Origin of the sequence: Pantoea conspicua (assembly GCF_002095315.1) — a bacterium.
GTDB lineage: Bacteria > Pseudomonadota > Gammaproteobacteria > Enterobacterales > Enterobacteriaceae > Pantoea > Pantoea conspicua.
The window spans coordinates 1-26036 of sequence record NZ_MLFN01000058.1 but is presented as its reverse complement, the minus strand read 5'-3'; the positions used below and the strand labels follow the sequence as shown (position 1 = coordinate 26036).

The following is a 26036-nucleotide window of genomic DNA, read 5'->3' as shown; positions in this document are numbered from 1 at the left end:
AAACCTGCTCATAGCCCGTTCGCGCAGCGAACCCCTCCAGCCAGCCGGCGAACGAAACCCGCTCATAGCCCGTTCGCGCAGCGAACCCCCCCCAGCCAGCCGGCGAACGAAATCCGCTTATAGCCCGTTCGCGCAGCGAACAAAAACAACCCTTACCGGAAAGGCGGCTCATTAAACGTCCGCAGCTTACGCGAATGCAACTTATCGCCTTCGGCACGCAGCAACTCCACCGCATGAATGCCGATCTGTAAATGCTCCGAGATCGCCCCTTCATAAAAACGATTCGCCTGGCCCGGCAGTTTAATCTCGCCGTGCAGGGGCTTATCTGACACGCAGAGCAGGGTGCCGTAAGGAACGCGGAAGCGATAACCCTGGGCTGCAATGGTGGCGCTCTCCATATCGACCGCCACCGCACGACTCAGGTTGAAACGCAGCGCCGAGGCTGAATAACGCAACTCCCAGTTACGGTCGTCGGTGGTGACCACGGTGCCGGTACGCAGCCGCTGCTTCACCTCTTCACCCGGCATGCCACTCACCGTTTTGGTGGCGTCATACAAGGCGCGCTGCACCTCTGCAATGCTCGGTACCGGGATATCCGGCGGCAGCACGCTGTCGAGCACATGATCGTCACGCAGATAGGCGTGCGCCAGCACATAATCGCCAATCCGCTGACTCTCACGCAAGCCGCCACAGTGACCAATCATCAGCCAGGCGTGCGGACGCATCACCGCCAGATGATCGCAGATGGTTTTGGCATTTGACGGGCCGACGCCGATATTGATCAGCGTAATACCGCGCCGGTTCGGCGACGTAAGATGCCAGGCGGGCATCTGATGCTTTTTCCAGGCGAGGTCGGAGAGCATCGTCTCGCTGTTGGCGGTCCCGGCCGTCAGCACCACATCACCGGCGCAGGCCAGGCTGTCATACGGCGTATTGGGATCGCGCACCTGCTCAATCGCCCAGCGCACAAACTCATCAACGTAACGGGTGTAGTTAGTGAACAGCACAAACGGCTGGAAATGATCAACCGAGGTGCCGGTGTAGTGACGCAGACGGGCCAGCGAGAAGTCGGTACGCAGCGCGTCGAAGTGCGACAGCGGGAACTTCGCGTCGGCATGGAACAGGCCATCAGCGGTCTCATCGCCAATTTGCGACAGCTCGGTGGTCGGGAAGTGACGGGCAATGCCGGCGCTCATGGTGCGATCCAGCGACAGGTCGGAACCGTCAATCACGTAAGGATATGGGATCTCCTGACTGGAAGGACCGACATCGATCTCCAGCTGATACTCCTTCTCCAGCATCGCCAGCTGTTCGGCAATATAGTGCCGCAGCAGCGCAGGGCGGGTGATGGTGGTGCTGTAGCTGCCGGTGTGGGTGAAGCGCCCCCAGGCTCGGGTACGGTTCTGCTGAGGACCTTCGCCGTGCCAGCTGATGCGCAACTCAGGGTAAACAAATAACCCTTCTGCGCGTTGGGTTGCATCCGGCAGCGTGCCCTTTTCGGTAAAGGCTTTGATTGCCGCGCGCATCGCATCGACCGCGCCCTCATACAAGCGTTCAAGTTCATCCAGCGCTTGCTGGCTGGTCAGGTTTTTCCGTTGTGTCGGCATGGCTTCTCCTTCCATTTGTTACCGTAATTTGCCCAAGCTTAGCGGGTTTGTTGCAGAGATTGGTGAAGAATCTGTGATCGACCGCATTTTGCACCAACCTGGTGCTGGTGTGTTGGCTGCGCCGCTCTATTGTTAGTGAGCGGTGACCCGTTACTCGTATGGCTGGTCACCTTCGCCGCCGTGCAGATGATTTTCTTATCCGCAGAAATTATGGCGAGATTATTGCTTAGATCCTCTGTGGTACCGCAGGTCGTACCCGGAAAACCGCTCTCCACGCTCTGTTCAGAAACTGATTTCTCCTGATTGGCATTGGCTCTTAACCCTGTTGAGGATGACCGCATGTCTGTGAAAGTGATCAAGTTCCCTATCAAACTGATGATGACCGGCTGTTTAATGACCGCCTTAGCGGCGCACGCTGATATTAAAATTGGCGTCGCCGGTCCTTTCTCGGGTCCGAACGCTACCTATGGTGCGCAGTACTGGAAAGGTGCCTCGCAGGCCGCGGCGGATATCAACGCGGCGGGCGGCATTAACGGCGAGAAGATTGTGCTGGTTCAGGGCGATGATGCCTGTGAGCCCAAGCAGGCGGTGTCGGTCGCGAACCGGCTGGTGGATCAGGACAAGGTGAATGCCGTGGTCGGCCACTTCTGTTCCTCCTCCACCATGCCCGCCTCAGAGGTGTATGACGAAGCGGGGGTGCTGGCAATTACCCCAGGCTCCACCAATCCGCAGATCACCGAGCGCGGCATGAAGACGATGTTCAGGATGTGTGGACGTGACGACCAGCAGGGTGCCATTGCCGCGAATTACATCATCGACAAACTGAAAGCAAAGAAAGTCGTGGTGATCCACGATAAAGATACCTACGGCCAGGGGCTGGCGGATGCCACCAAAGCGGCACTGGAAAAACGTGGCGTGAAGGAAGCGATGTATGAAGGCTTGTCGCGCGGCGAGAAAGATTTTAACGCGCTGGTGACCAAGATCGGCCAGCTTAAACCGGACGTGGTCTACTTCGGCGGCTGTCATCCCGAAGCGGGTCCGCTGGTGCGTCAGATGCGTGAGCAGGGCGTGAAAGCGGACTTCTTCTCCGGCGACTGTATTGTGACGGAAGAGATGGTGACCGCCGCCGGCGGACCGCAATACACCAAAGGAGTCTATATGACCTTTGGCAACGATCCACGGCAGATTGCCGATGGCAAAGCGGTGATTGAAAAGTTCCGCGCCGGGGGCTTCGAACCTGAAGGCTATACCCTTTACGCCTATGCCTCAATTCAGGCACTGGCCGCTGCCTACAAAGGGGCCGGAAAGGACAATGAAAAAGCCAGCGAATGGCTCAAGGCCAATAGCGTGGATACCGTGATGGGCAAAAAATCCTGGGATAGCAAAGGGGATTTAAAAGTCTCTGATTACGTGGTTTATCAATGGGATGATAAAGGAAAATATCATCAGCTCTGAATAAGCCGCCAGGCTGTAATCGCGGCGATTACAGCCTGAAACCGTCGGGTGACAGCCGGGGATGCGAAAGCGTCGCTCAGGTATGACTTTTCCGGAGCCGGTATCACAGGCTCCCGCAGTGAGACTTCTGCTATGGATGCCTTCTTTTTACAGCAAATGGTGAATGGCCTGACGCTGGGCGCCGTTTACGGCCTGATCGCGATTGGCTACACCATGGTTTACGGCATTATCGGCATGATCAACTTCGCCCACGGTGAAGTCTATATGCTGTCCGCCTATCTGTGCGCCATCGGTCTGGCGCTGCTCTCCGCGTTCGGTATTCACTCTTTTCCGCTGCTGATTTTCGGTACGCTGCTGTTCACCATCGTCATTACCGCCGTCTATGGCTGGACTATCGAACGCATCGCCTATCGTCCGCTGCGCAACTCCACGCGGCTGGCTCCGTTGATCTCCGCCATCGGCATGTCGCTGATCCTGCAAAACTATGTGCAGCTCAGCCAGGGACCCAACCAGCAAGGCGTGCCCACGTTGTTAACCGGCGTGTTGCGGCTGGAGCTGGAGAGCGGCGTGGTGCAGATCACCTGGACCAAAGTGTTCATCTTAATCGCGGCGGCCTGCGGTATGGCGCTGCTGACCTGGATCATCCAGTACACCCGGCTGGGGCGGATCTGTCGGGCGGTACAACAGGATCGACGGATGGCGGCGATCCTCGGGATTAATACCGATCGGGTGATTTCACTGGTGTTTATGATTGGCGCATCGATGGCCGGTCTGGCTGGCGTGCTGGTGACGATGAATTATGGCACTTTCGATTTTTACGCCGGGTTCATTATCGGCATCAAAGCGTTCACCGCCGCGGTGCTGGGCGGGATAGGTTCGCTGCCGGGGGGCGATGCTCGGCGGCCTGCTGCTGGGCGTAGCAGAGGCGCAGTTCGCCGGGCTGGTGAACTCCGATTATAAAGATGTCTTCTCCTTTGCGCTGCTGGTGGTGATCTTAATCTTCCGTCCGCAGGGGTTGCTGGGCCGCCCGCTGGTGGCAAAAGTATGAGGGGGCTGTGATGAATCAAACCCGTCAGGGAGTGAATGTGGCTCAGGCGCTGCGGGAAACGGTGCTGGCCGGGTTAATCGCACTGATTGTCTTTGGCCCGATCGTTGGCATTGTGCTGGAGGGCTACCAGTTCCGGTTACAACCGCTGCGGGTGGCGGTGCTGGTGGGGATTGTGATGGCGGGTCGTCTGCTGTTCAGCCTGTTTCTGCAAACCCGCCGTGGCCAGGCGCTGCTGCGCACATTTGAGGGCGATGGCGGCGGCGTGTACGTGCGCGAACCGGGTTACCGTTCCCGGCTGCGCTGGATCCTCCCGCTACTGTTGGTTGCCGCCTGCCTCTTCCCGTTTTTTTCAACCAAATACCTGCTGACGGTGGCGATTCTGGGACTGATCTATGTGCTGCTCGGCCTCGGTCTGAACATTGTGGTGGGGCTGGCCGGATTACTGGACCTGGGTTACGTGGCGTTTTATGCCATCGGTGCTTATGGTCTGGCGTTGGGCTACCAGTATCTTGGGCTGGGATTCTGGAGCATGTTGCCGATTGCGGCGCTGATGGCGGCCTGCGCCGGGGCGCTGCTGGGGTTTCCGGTGCTGCGAATGCACGGTGACTATCTGGCGATTGTGACGCTTGGCTTCGGGGAAATTATCCGGCTGGTGCTGAATAACTGGCTGTCGTTTACCGGCGGGCCGAATGGCGTCTCGGTGCCATCTCCCACCTTTCTTGGGCTGGAGTTTGGCCGTCGTGCGCGGGAAGGCGGCGTGCCGTTTCACGAGTTTTTCCATCTCAGCTACAACCCCAACATGAAGTTTATTTTTATTTACACCGTGCTGGTGCTGGTGGTGCTGCTGGTGCTGTTTATCAAGCATCGCCTGACGCGTATGCCGGTCGGCCGCGCCTGGGAGGCGTTACGTGAAGATGAGATCGCCTGCCGGGCGATGGGGCTGAATCATGTGCTGGTCAAGCTGTCGGCTTTTATGCTCGGGGCCTCGACCGCCGGGATAGCTGGCGTCTTCTTTGCCAGCTATCAGGGATTCGTCAATCCCACCTCGTTCACCTTCTTTGAGTCCGCGCTGATCCTGGCGATTGTGGTGCTGGGCGGCATGGGGTCAACGCTGGGCGTGGTAATGGCAGCCTTTGTGCTGACCGTGGCACCAGAACTGTTGCGCAGTTTTGCCGAATATCGCGTGCTGCTGTTTGGCATGTTGATGGTGCTGATGATGATCTGGCGACCGCGCGGGCTGGTGCGCACCAGCCGTGTCGGTGTCCCGCCGCGCCAGGGGGCCCGTCATGAGTGATGCGATTTTGCAGGTTGACAAGCTAATGATGCGCTTTGGCGGTATCCGGGCGCTCAACGAGGTCAGCCTCCGGGTTGAGCGCGGCTCGGTTACGGCATTAATCGGGCCGAACGGGGCAGGTAAAACCACCGTCTTCAACTGTCTGACCGGCTTTTATCGCGCCAGCGGCGGGCGGATACAGCTCAATGCCAACCAGCGCTCTACCGATGTGATTCAGGTGCTGGGCGAAAAAATCCATGCCAGCGACTGGTTCCATCCGGCACAACTCGGCTCCCGTCTCTGGTACAAGATGTTTGGCGGCGCGCATCTGGTGAACCGCGCCGGGCTGGCGCGTACCTTTCAGAATATCCGGCTGTTCCGTGAGATGTCAGTGATTGAGAACCTGCTGGTAGCGCAGCACATGCTGGTGAATCGTAACCTGCTGGCGGGCGTATTCAATACCCGAAGCTACCGGGCAGCTGAAAACCGCGCGCTCGACCGGGCGTTCTACTGGCTGGAAACGGTGGACCTCGCCACCACCGCCAACCGGCTGGCGGGTACGCTCTCTTACGGTCAGCAGCGGCGGCTGGAAATTGCGCGCGCCATGTGTACCCAGCCGGAACTGATCTGTCTGGATGAACCCGCCGCCGGACTGAACCCGGTGGAAACCGAGGCACTCAGCGCCATCCTGCACCGCCTGCGGGCCGATCACCGCATCAGCGTCCTGTTGATTGAGCATGATATGCCGATGGTGATGAGTATCTCCGATCGCATCGTGGTGCTGGATCACGGTGAGGTAATCGCCGAAGGCACACCGCAACAGATTCGCCAGGATGCGCGGGTCATCGCTGCCTATCTCGGCAGCGACGAAGAGGAGTAAATTATGGCTGAACCGATGTTGCAGTTTGAGGCCGTTGACCTCTTTTATGGCCCGTTACAGGCGCTGAAAAATGTTTCGCTGACGGTTAATACCGGTGAAACGGTCGCGCTGATCGGAGCCAATGGGGCCGGGAAATCGAGCCTGCTGATGTCGATTTTTGGTCAGCCGCGCATCGCCAGCGGCGAGATTCTGTATCGCGGCCAGCCCATTAGTCAGAAGTCGACCCATTTTATTGCCGCCAACGGCATCGCTCAGGCACCGGAGGGTCGCCGTATCTTTGCTGACATGACCGTGGAAGAGAATTTGCAGATGGGCACCATCGCCATCGGCAATCGTTATCAGAAAGAGGATCTGGCCCGGATGTACAGCCTGTTTCCCCGCCTGCTGGAGCGTCGGCGTCAGCGTGCCATGACATTATCCGGCGGGGAACAGCAGATGCTGGCGATTGCCCGCGCGCTGATGAGCCGGCCCGCGCTGCTGCTGCTTGATGAACCGAGCCTGGGCCTGGCACCCCTCGTCGTTAAGCAAATCTTCACTATTCTGCGCGAGCTGACGGCGCAGGGAATGACGCTGTTTCTGGTGGAGCAGAACGCACGCCACGCCCTGAAGCTGGCCAATCGGGGGTATGTGATGGTTAATGGTGAAATTCGTTTAAGCGGCAGTGGTGCAGAACTGCTGAACAATGAAGAGGTTCGCAGCGCCTATCTGGGTGGCGCAGCAGCACCTGCCGTCGTCGGGCTAAAAAGTTTGTAACGATGATTAATTTGGGCAGGAAAGACTTTGCATATTTCTCTGCCCACTATCATCATTAGATCTCCTGTCCAGTCTCTTCTGATTTGGTAACCCTTTGCAAAATCCTGGCGTAGCAGTGATGCAGGCGATCAAGCGCACGGCGTGGTATCCGAAACGTCGCGCTTACCGCACGCTCTACTGGCGTGAAATATCGCCATTAGCCGTGCCTATCTTTTTTGAGAACGCCTGTGTGTTATTGATGGGCGTGTTGAGCACCTTCCTGGTCAGCTGGCTGGGTAAAGAGGCGATGGCAGGCGTTGGCCTGGCAGACAGCTTCAATATGGTGATCATCTCATTCTTTGCCGCCATCGACCTCGGTACCACGGTGGTGGTGGCGTTCAGCCTGGCGAAACGCAACGGCAAGCGCGCCCGCGCCGCCACGCGTCAGTCGCTGGGGATGATGACGATACTGGCCTTTGTGCTGGTGATCGCTATCGAGTTCTGGGGCCATCTGATTGTTGATGCGATAGCCGGTGCCGCCGATCCGAAAGTGAAAGCGCTGGCACTGAGCTATCTGCAAACCTCGGCCTGGAGCTATCCGGCGGCGGCCATCACCCTGATTGGCAGCGGCGCGCTGCGGGGCGCAGGCAATACCAAAATTCCGATGCTGATTAACGGCGGCATGAATATCCTCAATATCATCATCAGTAGCGTGTTGATCTATGGCTGCTTCTCGTGGGACGGTTTAGGGTTTATCGGTGCCGGTCTCGGACTGACCATCACCCGCTATATCGGGGCAATCGCGGTGATCTACGTACTGATGATTGGTTTCAACGCCTCGCTGAAGATTACCCTGTCGAGCTATTTCCGGCGCTGGAACAGCAGCATTCTGATGGAGGTACTGGGCATCGGCGTGCCAGCGAGTATCGAATCGGTGTTGTTTAACGGCGGGAAATTACTGACCCAGGTGTTCGTCGCCGGCATGGGCACCAGTGAGATCGCCGGTAACTTCATCGCCTTTTCCATCGCCTCGCTGATTAACCTGCCGGGCAATGCGCTGGGCTCGGCGTCGACCATCATTACCGGTACCCGCTTAGGACGAAATCAGGTGTTTCAGGCGGAGCGTCAGGTACGGCATGTCTTCTGGCTGGCGACGCTTTGTCTGACTGCGATGGCGCTGCTGACGGTGCCGCTGGCCGGTTTGCTGGCGCGTTTTTACACCAGCGATCCGGAAGTGATTAACGTGACGAAGCAGCTGATCTGGCTTAACGCTCTGTTTATGCCGCTGTGGGCCGCCTCCTGGGTGCTGCCTGCCGGTCTGAAAGGTGCGCGCGATGCGCGTTACACCATGTACGTCTCGATGTTCAGCATGTGGGGCGCGCGCGTGGTTGCGGGTTATCTGCTCGGTATTGAGCTGGGAATGGGCGTTATCGGCGTCTGGCTGGGGATGTTCCTCGACTGGACGGTGCGCGGCCTCTTTTTCTGGTGGCGACTTAACAGCGGCAAATGGCTGAATAACTACCGCCGGATGATCGCCAAATCGGGTTAGCGCACCGGATAACGCCTTCTCTTGTCGTGAGGGAGGGCGTTACACCCGGCTGCGCTGGCGTCAAAAACCCCATCCCCGTCACATCTCCAGGCTTCCGGCCCAATCTTCAGTCAATTGCACAAAGCCAGCCGGCATTTCCACCGTTAGCGTTAAACGCCTGCCGACTGAAGCAGCGAATAATAAGAGTGAAGGTGACCCTATGATCCGTTCCAAACCGGCGCTGGCCTTGCTGCCGCTGCTGTGCAGTAGTCCGCTGTGGGCGACAAGCTATGTCTATGTCTCAAACGCCGACTCCGGCACCGTTTCCCGCTATCAACTCAACGATGCCACCGGCAGCCTGCAGTGGCGCGGTGACACGCCAGCCGGTAAAAAGATTATGCCGCTGGCCGCCAGTCCGGATGGCAAGCGGCTGTATGGCGCGCTGCGCAGTCCGCCTTATGCGATCATCAGCTGGCGGGTGACGGGGCAGCATGGTGACCTGCAGCGGCTGGCGGTGACGCCGGTTGAGGCCAGTTTTCCGTGGATCACCACCGATAAAAGCGGGCGCTATCTGCTCGCCGCCTCGTATGATAGTGATATCGTCACCAGCAATCGAATCGACGCCAGGGGCGTGGTGACGCCGCAGGTAACGGGTCGGGTCAAAACCGGGCCGCACGCCCATTCGGTGATCACCGACGTCAGCAACCATTCACTTTACGTCGGTAACCTCGGTGCCGATCGGGTGCTGGAATACAGCTTCGCCGACAACGGTGTGATTACCCCGCTGGGTAAGGGATTTGTCCAGGGCGAGAAGAACAGCGGTGCGCGCCATTCGGTGATCTCCCCGGATAATCGCTTTCTGTATAACCTGACTGAGATGAGCGGCACCATTACCCAGTTCAGGCGCGCGGCCGATGGCTCGCTGACGGAGCTGAAACGCTGGCCGAATGCAGTGGCCGGGAAATATGGTCTGCAGCATGGCGAGCAGCGTCCGGCGGGCTACAGCGATCCGACGCCACGCATCTGGGCGGCGGACATCAAAATCACCCCTGATGGCCGGTTCCTGTATGTGACCGAGCGGACCTCCAGTACGGTGAGCGGCTACCGGGTCGATCCCGCATCGGGCGAGCTGACGCTGATTGGCAACTGGCGGGTCGAGAAGCAGCCGCGCAGTATCGGCATTGATGCCAGCGGAAAATGGCTGATTGCCAGCGGCGAGAAGAGTGCGGTGATTGGCAGTTACGCCATCGATCCGGTCAGTGGCGAGCTGAAACGTGTGGCTGAGGCGCCGGTCGGTAAGGGCGCTAACTGGGTTACGCTGATCGCCAGATAAGGCCATGCGGCCCACAGACGTTGCGCAGGGCGGATCGCATAGTTAATTTCTGGCATAGCAGCGCAGAAATTTTTGGTTCAGTTTACGCGCCTGAACAGGTTTACTCGTCTCATCAACCTATACGGAGCGCGTACGATGAAACAAAAACTGAAAGCCTGGTTTGAACAGCTGCTGAGTGGATCTGCACCCGTTGAGGCGGAACGCGATATCAACATTGAATTGCTGTTTCCCCTCAGCCAGCTTTACGGCATGGAGTATTATCCGGCGCTGCATCGCTACCATGAAAAATAATGTTTGTTGTACGTTAACGGATTGAAGGCCCGCCATTTTGCGCGGGCCTTTTTGTTAGCTGAATTCTACAACGGCTACAGCCGCATTGGCTGTGGGGCTGATCGGGATCGCAGGGAAGAGGGCAGGCACACAGAGGGCACGCCTGCCTCTTATGATTAACACATCAGGTCTGATTGACGCATCAGGCCGTCGTATTGATATTCCGGCCAATCGCCGGATTGGCGGGTAAAGCGGGAATGGCCTGCAGAATGCTGGCGGCGGCCGCCTGTTGATTATCCAGCGACTTCTTCAGTAAGACGGTGTTGACCTGGTTGTGCAGGTCCATGCTGGCGAGGCCGGTAGCCAGCGAGGTAATTTGCGAAACATCCATTTTGCACTCCTGTTGTGAAAACATGAGGGATAGGCTCAATGAAAGAACCTGAAAGTGTTATCGGCACAGGAGGCGAGAACCTGAGGCATAAGCGCCGTGCGGCATCCGCGATATAAAGTAACGTGGGTTCTGGCACTGTCAGCGGGCTGGAAAACCCGGTTTCCGGCTGGCTACCTGAGGCTAATGGGCATGGCGTACTGACGAGAATGAAGGCGATGCTGAACTGATAAATGATTGAGAAAGGAGGGGGCGACACCTCTGAAGTGCGGGCGTCTGAAAAGCAAAAAGCCTGCTCGAAAGCAGGCTTTTTTAAATCTGGCTCCTCTGACTGGACTCGAACCAGTGACATACGGATTAACAGTCCGCCGTTCTACCGACTGAACTACAGAGGAATCGTTGGAACGAGGCGAATATTAACGGCGTCGTCCTAAGGTGTCAACTGCAAAAAATACATTATCATTCAACTGGCTAGCTTTAGCGCAAAGCGATCGCGATTTAAGCAGTTTGCGCCGACAGCGCCGCGAACCGCGTCAGTGGATCCTGCTGGTAAAACTGGCGAAGATGCTGATACATCGCCGGAAAGCGCTCGGCCAGCAGGTCCGGCGCGGTGAAGAAGTACTCCGACAACACGGCAAAACATTCGGCCGGGTCGCTGGCGGCATAAGGATCAATGCTTGCCGCCTGTTCGCCCACCAGTTCTACCTCGCTTTCAATTGCCGCCATCGCTGCTCGCAGATCTCTCTCCCAGGTGGCAACGTCACGCAAGGGCATCACCGGAATCCCGCTGGTATAGCCGCCGCCACGGGCATCCAGCTTATGCGCCACTTCGTGAATCACCAGATTGTAGCCGGAGAGATCAAACGAGTCCTGAATATCGAGCCAGTTGAGTACCACCGGGCCCTGAGTCCAGCTCTGACCCGCATGCACTGCGGCGGCGCTGTGTACCAGCCCATCTTCGTCCTGCCAGCGATCGTCAACTTCAAACGGCTCCGGATAGATCAGTACATCGTGAAAACCATCCAGCCACTCCAGACCCAGTTTCAGCACCGGCAGGCAGAACAGCAGGGCGATGCGCACGCTGCGCAGCGCATCAAGCTGAACGTTATCGAGCGGCACCAGCTTTTTCTGTTGCAGAAAGCGCTGTGCCAGTTGCACCAGCGCCTGCTGCTCCTTATCGCTGAGAAGGGTGAAAATCGGCTGCGCCAGACCCGCCTGCCACGGCAGTGCGACCAGCATCGTGTCGTTATGCGTTTTCCAGGGCCATTTAAACATCTTCACTCCCGCACAGAACCGGACTATCTCGCTATCCTGGCGCGCCAGATACAAAAATGCCAGCATCCAAAACAGCATGCTGGCACCATTAGTCTGGCTGCAGGGCTTAAGGCTGTCTATTCAACCCGTTAGCGCAGCCGTTGTCTGTGATTCAACCCGCAAAGCGCAGGGCTGACAGCTTATTTACGCTCGATGCGTTGAAACTCAATCACCCAGACCCACGGGTTCACTTCCCAGCTGGTCGCGCCATACTGCTTTTCCCAGGCTTTGCGGTAGGCTTCTTTAGGTGATTCTGAGTTAACGTTCATGGTGAAGAAATTATTGAGGAAGTGCGAATCGGTCTGAACGCCTTCCGCCATAATGTCATCTTCACTGATGTCCTGAATCTTCTCTGCCCGCACTCCGGTAATTTCCAGGTTGATGCGGCTGGCCCAGCGTGGCATATGGATGGCGGTCTGCCAGCCAAACTGTTCCGCTTCCGGACTGCTCATCACATGTTGCCCCAGTTCGTTACTGTCCGCCCGATACTGGCAGTAGGCTGGCTGACGAAAGGGTGTCGGATCGCGCTCATATTCTGCCAGGTCGTTTTCGGGCACCATCGGACCACGCCAGGTTTCACGCACCCACAGCACATCACCGGGTTTGCCATACGGACAGTGATAACTGATATCAGTCATCGACATCATTTTGTAGCCATGCAGATGGTTAGCACTCACATCGAAAGCATGCACACCTTCGTGATGATCCTGTCCCGGTCCGAAAGCCTGAGTTTTCATAATGCGCCGGGTTTGCGTTTGCTGGCCAACCAACAGGGCTCGGACACGCTGTTCGGAAAAAAGAATCGGCCGTTCTTTCATGGATTACCTCTTTTTATTAGTAGAACCCGGTTACTGCTGTAAACATCCCCTTGCTTCACTTCAGGGGATTATCATAAAGGGTATAAATCATTTTGCTTAATAATTTGTCGGTGGGTCTGAAGGCGAAAATGGCCGCTTTTCGTGTTAAAAACCAGCAAAATGCAAAAACCGCACCAAAGCTTATCACGCTGGTCAGATAAAGCGCTGAACAGCCCGGATACAGTACGTTATAACGGTAAAAATAGGAACCTTTTCAGAATTGTTCACCTGTCATTATTGATAGTTTTACCGTTATTTCAGCAATCAGGCTGCCATAAATCGGGCCGCCGAGAAATTTTTCTGCTGAATCAAACATTACACACATTAAACTAATTCGCTGAGCCGCTATCCGCTGAGGAAAGACCGAAAAGCGCTTAAAATGCGGTTATTTTATATCAGTGATGCTATAAAATGATCCAGATCTCATTTTCCTGCCGGAAATCTTTGGCAGCGCCGCTCTTTTCATCAGCACCGTAAGAAAAGTGTCATTAGCCAGTCGCTATGATGGCTTTCTGTTTGCGCATCGATCACTACAGGGAGATAAATGATGTCACTCACACTCTGGCAAACTCGCTATGAAAGCTGGTTTCAGGCCAACTGGATCCATGATGATGGTGCTCACGATATTGCGCATTTACGCCGCGTCTGGATGAGCGCACAACGCATCATGACCGGCACTGCCGCCGATCCTCTGGTGGTGTTAACTGCCTGCTATTTTCACGATGTGGTGAACCTGCCGAAAAACCATCCTGAACGCCATCTGGCTTCGACTTATGCCGCTACCGAAACGCAGCGTATATTGCAGCAGGACTTTCTCGATTTCCCCGCAGAGCGGATAGAGGCGGTGATGCACGCGGTTAAAACCCACAGTTTCAGCGCCGGCATTCCGCCACAGACGCTGGAAGCAAAAATTGTCCAGGATGCTGACCGGCTGGAGTCCCTCGGCGCCATTGGCCTGGCGAGGGTGTTCTACACTGCAGGCGCGTTGAATCGTCCACTGTTCGACAGTGTCGATCCGCTGGGCAAAGATCGTGAACTGGATGATGTGAAATGGACGCTGGATCACTTTCAGAAGAAGCTGCTGCGCCTGCCGGAAACCATGCACACTGAAACCGGCCGGATGCTGGCTGAACACAATGCGGACTTCCTGGTGCGCTATATGGCCAAGCTCTATGCGGAGTTACAGGGCAATCTGACCGGGATGGACGAGGGCGTGCTGCGGGACTTCACGCCATTACGAACCGAATATTAAATTTTTGTGACAGTATGTTAATCGCAACGGTCATCCGGTAGCGTGGAAGCAATAACAAAAAGGAGCAGCACGATGACCGAAACCGTTAATTTGACGATTAAAATTGATCCCGCACTGAAAGAAAATATTAAACAGCTGGCGCTGGAGAACCAGATTTCGATGAGCCAGGAAATTGTGCAGCGCTTGCAGGCCAGCCTGGAAACGCATCCGCATCCGGCAATTGATAATCAGGATCTGACTGAGTCATCACCCGAAGCGTCATCAGAAGGGCTGACCAGCGCCGAAGTGAAGCAAATTCGTCTGCTGCTCAAGAAGCAGGGCAAGAAGAAGAAGTAAAATTAAACCCGTCGCCTGACGGGTTTTTTGTTTTTACCGCGTCTGAGCACCGTGACGGAACTGCTGCACCGTCTGTGCCAGCCGGCTGGCCTGCTGGTGCAGCACATCTGCCGCGCTGCTCTGCTGCGCACTCAATCCTTCATTGGTCTGTAATTGATCATTCAGCGCCAGCACCTCGGCGGCAATATGCGATACCCGCGCGCTTTGCGCGCTGGCGTTGTGTTGCAGCTCATTCAGCCGGGTGACGACCGCGCTGACCGCCTCGCCAATCTGTCCGAACAGCGCCTCCAGCGACTTCACCTTGCTGAAGCCGCTATCCACATGCTGCCGGGTATGCTGGATCAACTGGTCAATCTGGCGGGTCGAGTGGCCGCTTTGATTCGATAGCAGTCCAATTTCCTTCGCCACCACTGAGAAGCTGCGGCCGTAGACACCAGCGTGGGCCGATTCAATGGCGGCGTTCAGCGCCAGCAGCCGCGTTTGCAGCGACAGGCTATCCAGCAAATCGACAATCCCGGCAATATCGCCCGACGCCTGCACGATCTGCCGCATCTGACTTTCCATCTGATCGACCTGAACGGCGCACTGCTGCATCAGGCGATCGGCGGATTGCGCCTGATCGGTAGCCTGCAGTGAAAAACGGGTGCTGTTTTCCACCTCTTCAGAGACCCGATGCAGACGCTGTGACAGATGACTGAAGCTGGCATTTTGTGCCTGATGCTGCTCACGGGCCTGCTGATTATAATGCTGTACCTTGCCCGCTGCAGCGGCCACGCTGGCAGCCACCACATCAATTTCATGAATGATGTGGCGTAACCCTGGCGCATCTCATCCATGGCGTTGAACAGCTGCAGTGTTTCACGCGACTGCCGCCGGCTGGTGTGTCAGTGGCCATCAAATCGCCGGTAGCGATAGCCTGGAGCTGACGGCTGGCCTGCTGCAGCGGCGTAATGACGCCCCGCACCAGCAGCACTCCGCCCGCTATCAGCAGCCCAAACAGTAGTCCGGTCACCAGCAGTGAGGCATTACGGGTTTCGGTTAAGGTTGAGAGCGAACGGTGATTGACGACTGCCAGCTGGCGATTCGCCTCGCTGATCGCCTGGAACCAGGCATCGTTAAACTGCTGTTGATAGGCCTGCATCGGCACCATAAAAAAGGCGTCGATGTGGGTGGCGGCCAGGCCTTTCAGCTGCTCGTTCAGCCCCTGCGTTAACAGGTTGAAGCTCTGTTGCAGCGCACTGTGCGGGGCCGCCTGATAGCGGCTGAAGAGCCGTTCGGCCTCGTGCAGCGAAGCGTTCGCGCTCTCCGCCAGGCTTTTCCAGCTGTCGACCGAGCCGCTCTGCTGATCCTGCATCAGATAGATGCCGGCGCGGTGGCTGTTATCACTGGCTGTGAGCAATTCGATACGGGCGCGATCCAGCAGCGCCAGCCGCTCACGCAGAACCTGAGTGTGCGTCAGGTTGACCTGCGCCTGGTTGACCTGGAGAGTCAGCAGCAGGATGCCGGCCGATTGCAACAGGCAGAACAGCGCCACAAACAGGATGAAATGGCCGCGCAGGCTGGTAAGCCAGCCAGGCAGACGAAGAGAAAACAGGCGTTTACTGCCGCGGAGCGGCAACAGAGTAAGCAGTGACATCACGCAACCCGAAAAAAGAAAAACCGCAGTATCAGGGGGTTGCGTGACATCTTTGTGACAATCCCGCCTGATGGCGGGAGAACAGCAGAATCGGTTTTCTTAAGCTAAACCGCGCAGGTTAACCCGCGCGTAACTGACGAATATGGGGCAGCAACAGCTGAGCAACCGCTGCAAACACCGGCACCACCACAGAGTTACCGAACTGCTTATAAGCCTGAGTATCCGACACCGGAATGCGGAATGGCTCGCTGCCCGGCACGTCGAAGCCCATTAGCCGGGCGCACTCGCGCGGTGACAGACGGCGCGGACGGCGCGCCATATTGGCCGCATTGTGAAACTCCGCTTCGCCCAGTGCGCTATCCCAGCCGCGATCGATCAGAATTTCCGAACCATCTTTGTAGTAACGCGCCGAGAGGGTACGTACGCAGCAGTCGGGATGACGCGGATCGTTAAGCCCGAAGCCAAAGCCGTTGCCTTTGGCTTTGTGTTTTTTGGCGTACTGATAGAGATAGCGCCACAGCACCGGTGACAGAATATATTTATCGTCCGGTTCTTGCTCAAGCAGGCTTTGCAGGCTCGGCACCACCGGCGGAAAAAACTTTCTGATGTCACGCAGGGTGAAATCCTGACAACCTTTGATATCACGGCGGATGCCGACCAGCACAATGCGTTCGCGATGCTGCGGCAGGAAATGTCGCGCATCGATCACCTTCGCATCCGGGCCGCTGGCGGCGGCATCGGCCACTTCATAGCCCAGTTCATCCAGCGTTTCCATAATAATGGCGAAGGTCCGGCCCTTATCGTGGCTCTTGAGGTTCTTCACATTTTCCAGTACGAAGAACGGCGGCTTTTTCGCCGCCAGAATGCGGGCCACATCGAAAAAGAGTGTGCCCTGGACCTGACACTCAAAGCCGTGGGCGCGACCCAGAGCGTTTTTCTTACTGACGCCCGCCAGCGAAAACGGCTGACAGGGAAAGCCGGCCAGCAGCACCTGATGGTCGGGGATCGCCGCATCAATGGCACGATAGATATCCGCGTCATCGCGCAAACCTTCCGGCTGCGTCACCTGACGGATATCGGTGTTGAAGTGATGCTCCAGTGGATCGCTGTAGTGATTAGCCTTATAGGTGCGGACCGCTTCCTTATTCCACTCGCTGGTAAAGACGCATTTGCCGCCGATGGCGTCAAATCCTTTACGGATGCCGCCAATGCCGGCGAACAGATCGATGAAGCGAAACTCAGGTGCATCATAATGGGCTGGCCGGCTGGGCAGCAGGTCCTGCAACAGCGCCAGTTCAGCGTCACACAGCGGTGGCAGCGCGCTTTTCCCCTGGCGTACCCGGTTGAGCAACGCAGGCGTCCAGCTGAGAAAGCCGGCCTGTTGCAGACGGGTGGTGACATCCCGGACCGAATAGATGGTTAGCACTTGCTGTAACAGTGAAGACGCCTCAGAAGAGGAAAGGGCGGCGGAGTGTGGTTCAGCGATGGCGGCGGGGTGCATGCGTTTTTCCTTAACAGTGAGGCGCCTATGCTATCACTCCTGGCGTAGCGAAGAAATTGGCGGCGTGTGCCGCTCTGCAGATAGCACGGCAGCCAGATTTTTACGGCAGCAATCTGATAGCGCTGCTTCGCGGCTTTCGCTTTTCGTGGCGCAGGCTAAAGTTGAAGGACCAGCAAAAAAGGAGAGTTTATGGCTGACGTTCACTCCAGCGAAATACGCAGCAAAAATATGCGTGCTATTCGCGCACAGGATACTGCTATTGAGCAGCGTGTGGCGCTGTTGCTGAAGGATCGCGGATTCCCCTATCGGGTACAGGATAAAAATCTGCCGGGACGGCCCGATTTCGTGCTGCTGGAGCAGCAGGCGATCATTTTTGTTCATGGCTGCTTCTGGCATCGGCATCACTGCTATCTTTTTAAGCTGCCGGCCACCCGTACTGAATTCTGGACCGGCAAGATCAACAGTAATGTCGAACGCGATCGGCGTTATGTCCGCCAGCTGCAGGAGGGCGGCTGGAAAGTGCTGATTATCTGGGAGTGCGCGCTGCGCGGGAAATTCCGGCTGGCGGATGACGATCTGCTGGAGCGGCTGGAAGAGTGGCTGATGGCAATGACGCAGAGCGCCGAGATTGACCATCAGGGCATTCATCATTATCACGCAGAGTGAGCCTTGCTAATCAGCAACATAATTGGTTAGATCTGCGCTTTCTCCGTGGCCAGGAGCCTGACATGAGCAGCATTAAACTGACGGTGAAACGCCTTTACCAGCTTCGCGATGAGCGGATGGTGAATACCAAAGCGACTGCACGCGTCTATCAGGGCGACAGGCTGATCGCCACGGAAGAGATTACCGGCATGACCGAAAGCCCGGTCAGTAAGTATTTGCACGCCGAAGGTACGACAGGCGAAGCGGTGCGGGTGGAGTGGGATTGTGAGGGCATCGCGAGATGACAGTCACTGAGATCGAGCGCTGCCCATGTTGTCAACATAACGAACCAGACTAAGGATACAATTTTGGCGGGAACCAGTTTACTGACTTTACTTGATGATATTGCAACACTTCTGGACGACATTTCCGTCATGGGAAAAGTGGCGGCGAAGAAAACCGCCGGCGTACTGGGCGACGATCTGTCGCTGAATGCGCAGCAGGTGACCGGCGTAAAAGCCAACCGGGAACTGCCGGTGGTGTGGGGCGTCGCCAAAGGATCGTTTCTGAACAAATTGATCCTGGTGCCGCTGGCGCTGATTATCTCTGCCTTTGCGCCGTGGCTGATTACGCCGCTGCTGATGATCGGGGGTGCCTATCTCTGCTATGAAGGCGTGGAAAAGGTGATGCACAGCCTGCAACACGACAAGCAACATAAATCGCCGGAGGCGCGTCAGCAGCGGCTCGACGCACTGGCAAAACAGGATGCGGCGGAGTTTGAGAAGAAGAAAATCAAAGGCGCGGTGCGCACCGATTTCATTTTGTCGGCAGAGATTGTCGCCATTACGCTGGGCATCGTGTCGGAATCGCCGCTGCTGAACCAGGTGATTGTTCTGGCGGGCATCGCGATTCTGGTCACGGTCGGCGTCTATGGCATCGTGGCGGCGATTGTCAAAATTGACGATCTGGCTTCTGGCTGCGGGAGAAGTCCTCGCGCATCGCCCAGGGCATCGGCAGCGTCCTGCTGGCGGCGGCACCGTGGCTAATGAAGATTCTGTCGGTTGTCGGCACCATTGCGATGTTCCTGGTCGGCGGCGGCATTGTGGTTCACGGCATCGCGCCGCTGCATCATCTGATTGAGGAAGCCAGCAGCGGGTTCAGCGGCTGGATCGCCACGCTGCTGAGCAACGGCGCCAATCTGGTGCTCGGATTTATCATTGGGTCGATCGTGCTGTTAGGGGTGAACCTTATTGCCAAACTGCGCGGGAAATCGGTATAAAGCGCACTGTTATTACGGTCAGGAGAATGATGATGAACGACGACATGTTTGAATTTGATATCGACGCGCAACTTGAGCAGGCGGAAGCGAAAGCAGAAAAAAAGGCCAGCGAAGTGCCGGATGATCTGAGCGACGAAGCAGATTGTGAAGGCTGCAAAATCTGACTTCAGCCTGAACGTCTCTTCAAAGCGGATAATATTTATTATCCGCTTTTTTTATTTTCAACATATCCAACTGCTTAATTCTGAATTTGCCGCTTATATGCGTGCCTTAACAGGCAGGAACCCTTTTTGGCTGCTATAAAGAAAATAATCACACAAGGTCAACGAGGAGGGTGCAACATGGTTTTTGCAATCAGTGAAGAAGTTCAGCACAAAGAAGATGGTCAGACGATGGTGGTCACCGGTTATGCCAGTGGCATGGTGGAGTGTCGCTGGTACGATGGTTATGCGGTGCGTCGTGAAGCGTTTCGCAGCGATGAGCTGAGTACCCGATCTTCCCCGCAGCAGCTGGCCAGCTAAATGGCCTGGCAGCAGGCCTGCAGGTGAAGAACCCTGACAGGCCCGGCTTTGCCATCCTTTTTCGCCTGACTCAGTACCTTCCGGCACGCTCCCTGTGCCGCTGCTCGCCTCAGACGTTGCCGTCGTTGTCCTCTTCCACCGCCTGATAAATACGCTGCAGAATGTCCGGGAACGCTGACTGCACGCGGCTCCAGCTCGGGATAAACGGCTTATCGTTAGGACGTTCAATAAACGCCTGTCCCGCTTCCAGAATCGACTGGGTGAACATTTCAACTGCCGCCTCTTCAACGTGCTGGTCAAACTTCAGGCCATTCATCGCGGCTTCGTGGTTGTAGATCTCCATCATATCCAGCGCATTGCGATAATAAGTGGCTTTTAGCACCCGGAACGAGTCGCTGGTCAGCGGTACGCCCATCGTAGCCAGTTTACGCATCAGCGACTGTACAATGTCGCTGCTCATACGCTTCAGCCCGCCGGTACCATCATCTTCCGCCAGCGGCTGGTGTTTATGGTCATAATTATCCGCGATCTCCACCTGACAGGATTGGCGGGTAGTGTAGTTGCGATAGATCTCGGAAAGCACGCCAATTTCCAGCCCCCAGTCGCCGGGAATTTTTATCCCGTTTAGCACGTGGGTGCGCATCGCGAACTCGCCAGAGAGCGGATAGCGGAAGCTGGAGAGGTAATCGAGATATTCTGAGTGACCATAGACTTTCTGCAATGAACGCAGCAGCGGACCAACCAGCAGACGACCAACGCGGCCATTCAGCTTGCCATCAGCCACGCGGGCGTAAAAGCCTTTACAGAACTCATACTGGAACGCCGGATTCGCCAGCGGATAGAGCAGCCGCGCCAGCATACCGCGCTCATAGGTGACGATGTCGCAGTCATGCAGCGCAACGCAGCTGGTGCGGTCAGAGGCCAGCGTATAGCCGGTACAGAACCAGACATTGCGCCCTTTGCCCGGATTGGTGGGCGATAAGCCCTCTTTATCCAGTTCGGCGTCGATCGCCTTCAGGCGCGGGCCATCATTCCACAAAATGCGATGCCGCTGTGGCAGGCGCGAAAAGAACTCGCGGGCAAACAGAAACTGGTCGCGGTCAGCGCGATCCAGGCCAATGACAATCTCATCGAGATAAGGGACCTTAGCCAGCTCATCGACAATTTTAGTCAGCGCCGGTCCTTCTAATTCTGAAAACAGCGACGGCAGGATCAGCCCCATTTTACGTTTGCGGGCAAAGCGCACCATCTCCTTTTCCAGCGATTCCACGCTGCGGTGGGTGAGATTATGAAAATTGGTGATTACGCCATTCTGATAGAAGTCACTCATCGCACCATCCTTTTAATGCCCGTGGGCAGCTCACTGAGGTTGAGTCAAAAAATAGTCCAGCCCTTCACGCCAGCCTTCAGGGCCATAGTGCGCCGTATGATAGACCTGCTGCTGATCGGTCCGGCTAAGGGTGACCGGTGTTTTACTGTAGCCTTTAATCACAACCGCATAATCAACGGCGTCGAGCATCGGCGCGTCGTTAGGGCCATCACCTAACCCGATGGTGATGCGGCCTTCAACTGGCTGCTGCGCCAGTAGCCAGCGCACGGCTTCACCTTTGCCGCTGCCTGCGGGCATCACATGCCAGAAGCGTCCGCCCTGCGCCAGCATCAGCCCATCCGCGCTCAGCGCCTCACGAAAGCGATCAAAAGCCTCGTCACTGTCACGCCACACCACCACTTCAGAGGCGTCACGCTGCCGCGCCAGGGCGGCCTCCGACTCTGTCAGCCCGGTCATTGATGAAACCTCCTGTTCGGTAAAATCATGGAAGCCGGTAAACCTGTAAGTGGTCTGCAGCTCAGCAAGCCGGGTGCAAAGCGCATCATAGGTCAGGGTGTTGTCGGGCAGACGGGTCCGCTGCCCATCCCTTTCCACGACCGCGCCGTTTTCCGCAATAAAGGGCGCGCCGGCAATCCCGAGCCGTTTCTGCAACGGGATAATTTCGGCAGCTGTTTTGCTGGAGCAGATCACCAGCGGGATCGCCCGTTGTTTCAGGGTTGTCAGCCACTCTGTAGCGGCGTCCCAGCGATAGCTGTGGTGGTCGAGCAGCGATCCATCAAGATCGGTAATAATCATTAATGGCTGTTGAAGATCGGGCATCTGTCAGCTCCTGTCAGCACGGCTAAAGCGGCGATTTTTCAATATTATAGTTGAATATGGCTCACACTTTTTTTTGTAGCGCGCGTCGTGAAAATCCAGGATAAATCTTAAATCGAAACGTTACGGAAGAGGGCGATGCGTGAAGTGTGCAGGCGCTAAGTCGCTGTCTGCTGCGGTGTTTTCGGTAACATGCAGGCTGATTTTGTCAGCCAGGTTGCAGAAATGTGCATATCGGAGGCTTGTCTTAACGAAGGGAAGGCGTAGTCTTCAGGGGTGTTAAGAATTCCCTGGTGTAACGAATTGAAATTTTTACCCGGCCATCCCGCCGGGTATTTTTTTGAAATCGATTTCAGCGATGGACTTCACAGGAGCGGCAGTCGCCAATCTCCATTTCAAAGGTATCCGCCAGCTCAGTACCACGATGTAATAGCCGCGGTTCCACATTCAGTTTGGGCTGAGGCCCGTGCGCCATCGATTCCTGTATTTCGCCTGCATTCCCGGCCTGAATCGCCTCCAGTAAACGGTCCACATCCATCGTCATAGCGGAATGCTGCGTCCCGATAATCTGTTTTTCATCTCTCATTTTCTGACTCCCGCCAGCGGGCAGAATAATAAGTATAGTGCGTGATGCAGAAAGGGGAGAGGGACTAACACAGCAAAAAAAAGCCCGCGCTGCGCGGGCAAAATCCTTGTTACTTTTAGGTTGACTGCCCCTATGGGGTTGGTGCAGTGAGGAGAAGTGTAAGGGAGAGACGCGTCAGAAGTCTTGCGGTGAACTGTTAAGGAAGTGAAAAAACTGACGCTTACTCAGATTTACCTGAATTTTCGCTCATTAATAGCAGAATCAGCTATAGTTGCTGGCAAAGCTGATTTTTATCAACACCTAAAGGAATGATTATGGACATCCTGAGAATTATTATCGCCATCCTGCTACCGCCGCTGGGCGTCTTTATGCAGGTCGGTTTTGGTGGTGCCTTCTGGCTGAACATCCTGCTGACATTGTGCGGCTATATTCCCGGAATTGTGCACGCCGTCTGGGTGATTGCCCGTCGCTAACGCTCGGCTTTTCTGCGGTTCTTCGTTTAGACTGTGCAACTGGAAATCATCAGGAGAACCGAAATGAAGGTGAATGACCGCGTCAGCGTTAAAACCGATGGTGGCCCGCGCCGCATCGGTACTGTTCTGGCCATGGAGCCATTTAATGAGGGCACCATGTTTCTGGTGGCGCTGGAAGATTACCCGTTAGGCATCTGGTTTTTTAACGAAAGCGATCACCAGGATGGGATTTTTGTCGAGCCGTATAGTGCCGGTTAACAGTGCAGAGTCATCCGGTCAGGCAGCACAACCGATGACGCGATCCTCCTCCCCGTTGCGGGGAGGAGGGGATAGCGCATTTTAGCGACACCGCATTAACCCACCTGCGTTATCGCGCTTAGAAGGTCTCCCAGTTTTCATTACCACTAGCCAGTGCCGGACGGGGCGCCAGGGCAGGGGATTTCACCGGTGCCGGCGCGCGGGAAGCCATCCCGGCAGTGACCGGGGTATCCTGCAGGCGGAATGCGGATACTGCCTGGGTCAGTTTACCGGCCTGATCTTCCAGTGAGGCCGCAGCGGCCGAGGCTTCTTCAACCAGCGAGGCGTTCTGCTGAGTGACGTTATCCATCTCGGTGACCGCCTGGCTGACCTGCTGAATACCGCGGCTCTGCTCATCGGAGGCGGCGGCAATCTCTGCCATGATATCGGTCACCCGACGTACCGCTTCGACAATCTCGCCCATGGTGTTACCTGCATCACCGACCTGCTGCGAACCATCCTTAATCAGCGTTACCGACTCGCCAATTAGCGACTCAATCTCTTTTGCCGCCTGCGCACTGCGTTGTGCCAGATTACGCACCTCACTGGCGACCACGGCAAAGCCGCGACCCTGCTCACCCGCGCGCGCCGCTTCTACCGCCGCGTTCAGTGCCAGGATATTGGTCTGGAAAGCGATGCTGTTAATGACGTTGGTGATCTCAGCAATTTTCTTCGAGCTGCCGGAAATATTGTTCATGGTTTTCACAACGTTACTCACCATATCGCCACCGCTGCGCGCTTTGCCTGAGGCGTCGGCGGCCAGCTGACTGGCGTGATGGGCGTTTTCGGCGTTCTGCTTCACCGTCGCGGTAAGCTGTTCCATGCTGGCAGCGGTCTGCTCCAGGGCTGCAGCCTGCTGCTCGGTACGCGAAGAGAGATCGGTATTCCCGGCGGAAATTTCACTGGAGCCCTGATAAATCGCCACCGCGCCTTCACGCACCGTGCCGACGGTTTTCACCAGCGACTGTTGCATCAGTTGCAGATTATGAATCAGCGTGCCGATTTCACTGCGACCGTGCGGCAGCGGAGGTGCGGTCAGATCGCCCTGCGCAATCTGCTCTATGCGAGACACCGACTGACGCAGCGGATTAATCACCACCCGACGCAGGAAAACAAAGGTCAGCACCACCAGTACCAGCGCAGCGCCAAAGGCCACCGCCATCGCAATAAAGCCAACACGGGTCTGTTGATTCGCTTCTGCGGTGATGGCATTGGCGCGGTCAGTACGGATTTTGATCGCCTTCAGCAGTACGGCATTGTAATCCGCATCCAGTTTACGGGTGACGTCGGTTTCCTGGGCGATGATACCTTCAAAACTGCCCTGTTTACCGGCATTAATCATCGGTATCAGGCCTTTTTCAATGTAGTTGTTGAAGCGCGCCTTTAGCTGGTCATCCAGCGCGACATCCTCAGGTAACTTCACCTTACGATCGGCATAAACTTTGAACCCATCTTTGGCCTGCTGAATGCGTTTCTCCGCTGCCGCAACGTTGGCGCGGAACTCGTCCATTTCACCAATACGCGCGGCGGCCCCGGCCTGAATAATGGTCAGACGGGCGGTGCGTAAATGGTTTGAGCTATTCGAGATGCCCATGCGTACCTGAATTTCATCGGTGGCATCGCTGAGCGAGTGATTCCCTGAAATAAGAAAGTAGCTGGCGACACCAATACAGAGTGCAAACAGCAGCAGAATGCCGCCGAAGATCAGGCTAAACAGCGGAACCAGGCGGAGGTTCTGCCATATGCCCGAGGTGTTCTGTCCATCATTAACCAATGTAGTGTTCATATCCTTGCTCTCTTGAGGCTGTTGTTATAAGGGATAACATCGGCAAGAGGGCGGAAAGGCTTAGCGGCAGAAGTGAGATCTGGATCTCAATTCAGAGCAAAAAAAAACCGGCCAGAGCGGCCGGTTTTCATTGCGGGAGATTATCGTACGTTGACGTAAATACCCGATGTTACGTTATCTGTTAAACGCACCACATGATAAATAACCTGCTTATTATGGGTTTTAATTTTGCGTTTAATATTACCTTTGTGTGACGAAACGGTTTTTGCCTTAATTTGCATCTTATCTGAGATCTGAATGGTGTCATGACCTGACATCCACATCTTCAGCATATTAGACTCGGTCTGGCTCAGCGTTAATGGATGAACATCCATTCCAGCGGAGATACGCGCAGACTGATTGAGTTTTTTCTGCAAATAGGTGCTCAGTAAAGAATCCAGCGTCGAGGTCTTTATCGATTTTGATGTAATAATCAGGTTCTTACGAACGTAGAGGTATTCCTCAAAATGGATATTGCTAATCGCCATGAATATAAAGAACAGCGTATCAGGGTGCTGCATAATAATGCTGCGGATACGTTCGCTGGAGTCAGCTTCATGAATAAAGCAGTCTTCATTAATAAAGACGACACCAGGTTTTAATTGTTCACATTTTTGCTGTAGTTGCTCAATATCGGAGGCAGAAGTGATATTTTTCTTCTTAACTCCTTTAAAAGACATGTAGTCCGATAATCCCAGGCGTGTGTAGTTGCAGGAATCCATAATAATCGTTGGCATAATAGTGACCCTCACCAATTTGTTATCCGTTTAAATCAACGATGAATTACGCGTTGCGGTACGAGAGAGATTTCTAAGGCACTTTTTTATTCTGCTCGTGGCTTTGTTGAATAAATC

At 55.7% G+C, this 26036-nt stretch carries 24 protein-coding genes, 1 tRNA gene and 4 pseudogenes; 17 read left to right on the top strand and 12 right to left on the bottom strand.

The genetic code is table 11. The annotated features are described in order from the left end of the window. Positions 1-152: 152 nt before the first annotated feature. Positions 153-1607, bottom strand: a complete 1455-nt coding sequence (locus HA41_RS16760) for an AMP nucleosidase (RefSeq protein ID WP_094121714.1) — start codon at positions 1605-1607, stop codon at positions 153-155. A 375-nt stretch (positions 1608-1982) separates the two neighbouring features. Here HA41_RS16760 and HA41_RS16755 point away from each other — a divergent pair, with 375 nt between their 5' ends. The 8 genes and pseudogenes from HA41_RS16755 (at position 1983) to HA41_RS21140 (ending at position 10147) form a co-directional block, all read left to right on the top strand. Beyond that, complete coding sequence (locus tag HA41_RS16755) at positions 1983-3062, top strand: branched-chain amino acid ABC transporter substrate-binding protein (protein WP_425270648.1); 1080 nt, start codon at positions 1983-1985, stop codon at positions 3060-3062. A gap of 132 nt (positions 3063-3194) precedes the next feature. Continuing rightward, a pseudogene (locus tag HA41_RS16750) lies at positions 3195-4110 on the top strand (ABC transporter permease subunit). Between the two features lie 10 nt (positions 4111-4120). Next, positions 4121-5404, top strand: a complete 1284-nt coding sequence (gene livM, locus HA41_RS16745; protein ID WP_094121712.1) for a high-affinity branched-chain amino acid ABC transporter permease LivM — start codon at positions 4121-4123, stop codon at positions 5402-5404. Next, positions 5397-6263 carry an ABC transporter ATP-binding protein gene (locus HA41_RS16740; protein WP_094121711.1) on the top strand — a complete coding sequence of 289 codons (867 nt, stop codon included), beginning with the start codon at positions 5397-5399 and terminating at the stop codon, positions 6261-6263. The genes livM and HA41_RS16740 overlap by 8 nt, the downstream gene beginning before the upstream one ends. Before the next feature lie 3 nt (positions 6264-6266). After that, entirely contained in the window at positions 6267-7016 is a 750-nt protein-coding gene (locus HA41_RS16735) for an ABC transporter ATP-binding protein (protein WP_094121710.1), read from the top strand. 118 nt (positions 7017-7134) lie between these two features. After that, the gene (locus tag HA41_RS16730; protein ID WP_094121709.1) at positions 7135-8544 is read left to right on the top strand and encodes an EmmdR/YeeO family multidrug/toxin efflux MATE transporter; all 1410 of its coding nucleotides are present in this window, start codon (positions 7135-7137) and stop codon (positions 8542-8544) included. 199 nt (positions 8545-8743) lie between these two features. After that, positions 8744-9856: a lactonase family protein gene (locus HA41_RS16725; protein ID WP_094121708.1), complete on the top strand. Its 1113-nt coding sequence runs from the start codon at positions 8744-8746 to the stop codon at positions 9854-9856. 135 nt (positions 9857-9991) lie between these two features. Further along, on the top strand, positions 9992-10147 hold the full coding sequence (locus tag HA41_RS21140; protein ID WP_167373387.1) for a hypothetical protein: 156 nt from the start codon (positions 9992-9994) through the stop codon (positions 10145-10147). A 181-nt stretch (positions 10148-10328) separates the two neighbouring features. Here the strand turns inward: HA41_RS21140 and HA41_RS16720 are convergent, their stop codons facing one another. The 4 genes from HA41_RS16720 to HA41_RS16705 form a co-directional block, all read right to left on the bottom strand. Beyond that, the gene (locus HA41_RS16720) at positions 10329-10517 is read right to left on the bottom strand and encodes a YjfB family protein (protein ID WP_094121707.1); all 189 of its coding nucleotides are present in this window, start codon (positions 10515-10517) and stop codon (positions 10329-10331) included. Between the two features lie 316 nt (positions 10518-10833). Next, positions 10834-10909 (bottom strand) — tRNA-Asn (locus HA41_RS16715). Positions 10910-11012: 103 nt separating this feature from the next. Beyond that, positions 11013-11789, bottom strand: coding sequence for a DgsA anti-repressor MtfA (gene mtfA, locus HA41_RS16710; RefSeq protein WP_244175141.1), 777 nt, complete (start codon positions 11787-11789; stop codon positions 11013-11015). Positions 11790-11968: 179 nt separating this feature from the next. After that, positions 11969-12646, bottom strand: a complete 678-nt coding sequence (locus tag HA41_RS16705; protein ID WP_094121706.1) for an ASCH domain-containing protein — start codon at positions 12644-12646, stop codon at positions 11969-11971. A 586-nt stretch (positions 12647-13232) separates the two neighbouring features. Between HA41_RS16705 and HA41_RS16700 the strand changes: the two genes are divergently transcribed. Both HA41_RS16700 and HA41_RS16695 read left to right on the top strand, forming a co-directional pair. Then, positions 13233-13937 (top strand): phosphohydrolase, encoded by a 705-nt coding sequence (locus HA41_RS16700; RefSeq protein WP_094121715.1) that lies wholly within the window; start codon positions 13233-13235, stop codon positions 13935-13937. Between the two features lie 72 nt (positions 13938-14009). Continuing rightward, positions 14010-14273, top strand: coding sequence for a hypothetical protein (locus HA41_RS16695; protein WP_094121705.1), 264 nt, complete (start codon positions 14010-14012; stop codon positions 14271-14273). Between the two features lie 33 nt (positions 14274-14306). Here the strand turns inward: HA41_RS16695 and HA41_RS21740 are convergent. Next, positions 14307-15909: pseudogene (locus HA41_RS21740) on the bottom strand (methyl-accepting chemotaxis protein). 118 nt (positions 15910-16027) lie between these two features. Further along, entirely contained in the window at positions 16028-17410 is a 1383-nt protein-coding gene (dcm, locus tag HA41_RS16685) for a DNA (cytosine-5-)-methyltransferase (RefSeq protein WP_094121704.1), read from the bottom strand. A 189-nt stretch (positions 17411-17599) separates the two neighbouring features. Between dcm and HA41_RS16680 the strand changes: the two genes are divergently transcribed. The 5 genes and pseudogenes from HA41_RS16680 to HA41_RS16665 all read left to right on the top strand — a co-directional run bounded on the left by HA41_RS16680 (position 17600) and on the right by HA41_RS16665 (position 19855). Next, positions 17600-18076, top strand: coding sequence for a very short patch repair endonuclease (locus tag HA41_RS16680; protein WP_094121703.1), 477 nt, complete (start codon positions 17600-17602; stop codon positions 18074-18076). Between the two features lie 62 nt (positions 18077-18138). After that, positions 18139-18413, top strand: a pseudogene (locus HA41_RS16675) (hypothetical protein). A 10-nt stretch (positions 18414-18423) separates the two neighbouring features. Beyond that, positions 18424-19334: pseudogene (locus tag HA41_RS16670) on the top strand (DUF808 domain-containing protein). 32 nt (positions 19335-19366) lie between these two features. Then, positions 19367-19498 carry a hypothetical protein gene (locus HA41_RS21560; RefSeq protein WP_255352405.1) on the top strand — a complete coding sequence of 44 codons (132 nt, stop codon included), beginning with the start codon at positions 19367-19369 and terminating at the stop codon, positions 19496-19498. A 177-nt stretch (positions 19499-19675) separates the two neighbouring features. After that, positions 19676-19855 (top strand): YodC family protein, encoded by a 180-nt coding sequence (locus HA41_RS16665; protein ID WP_094121702.1) that lies wholly within the window; start codon positions 19676-19678, stop codon positions 19853-19855. Positions 19856-19964: 109 nt separating this feature from the next. On the opposite strand, the gene HA41_RS16660 is transcribed toward HA41_RS16665, so the two are convergent. From HA41_RS16660 to HA41_RS16650, 3 genes are all read right to left on the bottom strand, one after another. Further along, positions 19965-21185, bottom strand: a complete 1221-nt coding sequence (locus tag HA41_RS16660; protein WP_094121701.1) for a glycosyltransferase family protein — start codon at positions 21183-21185, stop codon at positions 19965-19967. A 30-nt stretch (positions 21186-21215) separates the two neighbouring features. After that, complete coding sequence (locus tag HA41_RS16655; protein WP_094121700.1) at positions 21216-22004, bottom strand: mannosyl-3-phosphoglycerate phosphatase-related protein; 789 nt, start codon at positions 22002-22004, stop codon at positions 21216-21218. Between the two features lie 349 nt (positions 22005-22353). Further along, entirely contained in the window at positions 22354-22587 is a 234-nt protein-coding gene (locus HA41_RS16650) for a DUF2525 domain-containing protein (RefSeq protein WP_094121699.1), read from the bottom strand. A 314-nt stretch (positions 22588-22901) separates the two neighbouring features. On the opposite strand from HA41_RS16650, the gene HA41_RS16645 reads away from it, so the two are divergent. Together HA41_RS16645 and dsrB are read left to right on the top strand one after the other, a co-directional pair. Further along, positions 22902-23060 carry a YqaE/Pmp3 family membrane protein gene (locus HA41_RS16645; protein ID WP_046288250.1) on the top strand — a complete coding sequence of 53 codons (159 nt, stop codon included), beginning with the start codon at positions 22902-22904 and terminating at the stop codon, positions 23058-23060. 63 nt (positions 23061-23123) lie between these two features. Beyond that, entirely contained in the window at positions 23124-23318 is a 195-nt protein-coding gene (gene dsrB / locus HA41_RS16640) for a protein DsrB (RefSeq protein WP_094121698.1), read from the top strand. Between the two features lie 118 nt (positions 23319-23436). Here the strand turns inward: dsrB and HA41_RS16635 are convergent, their stop codons facing one another. Together HA41_RS16635 and rcsA are read right to left on the bottom strand one after the other, a co-directional pair. Then, positions 23437-25143 carry a methyl-accepting chemotaxis protein gene (locus HA41_RS16635; protein WP_094121697.1) on the bottom strand — a complete coding sequence of 569 codons (1707 nt, stop codon included), beginning with the start codon at positions 25141-25143 and terminating at the stop codon, positions 23437-23439. Between the two features lie 140 nt (positions 25144-25283). Then, a complete protein-coding gene (rcsA, locus tag HA41_RS16630) occupies positions 25284-25919 on the bottom strand; it encodes a transcriptional regulator RcsA (protein WP_094121696.1) in 636 nt (211 codons plus the stop codon). Between the last annotated feature and the right edge of the window lie 117 nt (positions 25920-26036).

Coding starts and splice junctions, on each gene's coding strand:
- HA41_RS16730 (WP_094121709.1), top strand. CDS start 7,135: ATGCAGGCGATCAAGCGCACGGCGTGGTATCCGAAACGTCGCGCTTAC.
- HA41_RS21560 (WP_255352405.1), top strand. CDS start 19,367: ATGAACGACGACATGTTTGAATTTGATATCGACGCGCAACTTGAGCAG.
- dcm (WP_094121704.1), bottom strand. CDS start 17,410: ATGCACCCCGCCGCCATCGCTGAACCACACTCCGCCGCCCTTTCCTCT.
- mtfA (WP_244175141.1), bottom strand. CDS start 11,789: ATGTTTAAATGGCCCTGGAAAACGCATAACGACACGATGCTGGTCGCA.
- HA41_RS16660 (WP_094121701.1), bottom strand. CDS start 21,185: ATGAGTGACTTCTATCAGAATGGCGTAATCACCAATTTTCATAATCTC.
- HA41_RS16740 (WP_094121711.1), top strand. CDS start 5,397: ATGAGTGATGCGATTTTGCAGGTTGACAAGCTAATGATGCGCTTTGGC.
- HA41_RS16760 (WP_094121714.1), bottom strand. CDS start 1,607: ATGCCGACACAACGGAAAAACCTGACCAGCCAGCAAGCGCTGGATGAA.
- HA41_RS16755 (WP_425270648.1), top strand. CDS start 1,983: ATGATGACCGGCTGTTTAATGACCGCCTTAGCGGCGCACGCTGATATT.
- HA41_RS16695 (WP_094121705.1), top strand. CDS start 14,010: ATGACCGAAACCGTTAATTTGACGATTAAAATTGATCCCGCACTGAAA.
- HA41_RS16725 (WP_094121708.1), top strand. CDS start 8,744: ATGATCCGTTCCAAACCGGCGCTGGCCTTGCTGCCGCTGCTGTGCAGT.
- HA41_RS16700 (WP_094121715.1), top strand. CDS start 13,233: ATGTCACTCACACTCTGGCAAACTCGCTATGAAAGCTGGTTTCAGGCC.
- HA41_RS16680 (WP_094121703.1), top strand. CDS start 17,600: ATGGCTGACGTTCACTCCAGCGAAATACGCAGCAAAAATATGCGTGCT.
- HA41_RS16735 (WP_094121710.1), top strand. CDS start 6,267: ATGGCTGAACCGATGTTGCAGTTTGAGGCCGTTGACCTCTTTTATGGC.
- HA41_RS21140 (WP_167373387.1), top strand. CDS start 9,992: ATGAAACAAAAACTGAAAGCCTGGTTTGAACAGCTGCTGAGTGGATCT.
- HA41_RS16645 (WP_046288250.1), top strand. CDS start 22,902: ATGGACATCCTGAGAATTATTATCGCCATCCTGCTACCGCCGCTGGGC.
- HA41_RS16650 (WP_094121699.1), bottom strand. CDS start 22,587: ATGAGAGATGAAAAACAGATTATCGGGACGCAGCATTCCGCTATGACG.
- HA41_RS16705 (WP_094121706.1), bottom strand. CDS start 12,646: ATGAAAGAACGGCCGATTCTTTTTTCCGAACAGCGTGTCCGAGCCCTG.
- HA41_RS16635 (WP_094121697.1), bottom strand. CDS start 25,143: ATGAACACTACATTGGTTAATGATGGACAGAACACCTCGGGCATATGG.
- HA41_RS16655 (WP_094121700.1), bottom strand. CDS start 22,004: ATGCCCGATCTTCAACAGCCATTAATGATTATTACCGATCTTGATGGA.
- livM (WP_094121712.1), top strand. CDS start 4,121: ATGAATCAAACCCGTCAGGGAGTGAATGTGGCTCAGGCGCTGCGGGAA.
- HA41_RS16665 (WP_094121702.1), top strand. CDS start 19,676: ATGGTTTTTGCAATCAGTGAAGAAGTTCAGCACAAAGAAGATGGTCAG.
- HA41_RS16720 (WP_094121707.1), bottom strand. CDS start 10,517: ATGGATGTTTCGCAAATTACCTCGCTGGCTACCGGCCTCGCCAGCATG.
- rcsA (WP_094121696.1), bottom strand. CDS start 25,919: ATGCCAACGATTATTATGGATTCCTGCAACTACACACGCCTGGGATTA.
- dsrB (WP_094121698.1), top strand. CDS start 23,124: ATGAAGGTGAATGACCGCGTCAGCGTTAAAACCGATGGTGGCCCGCGC.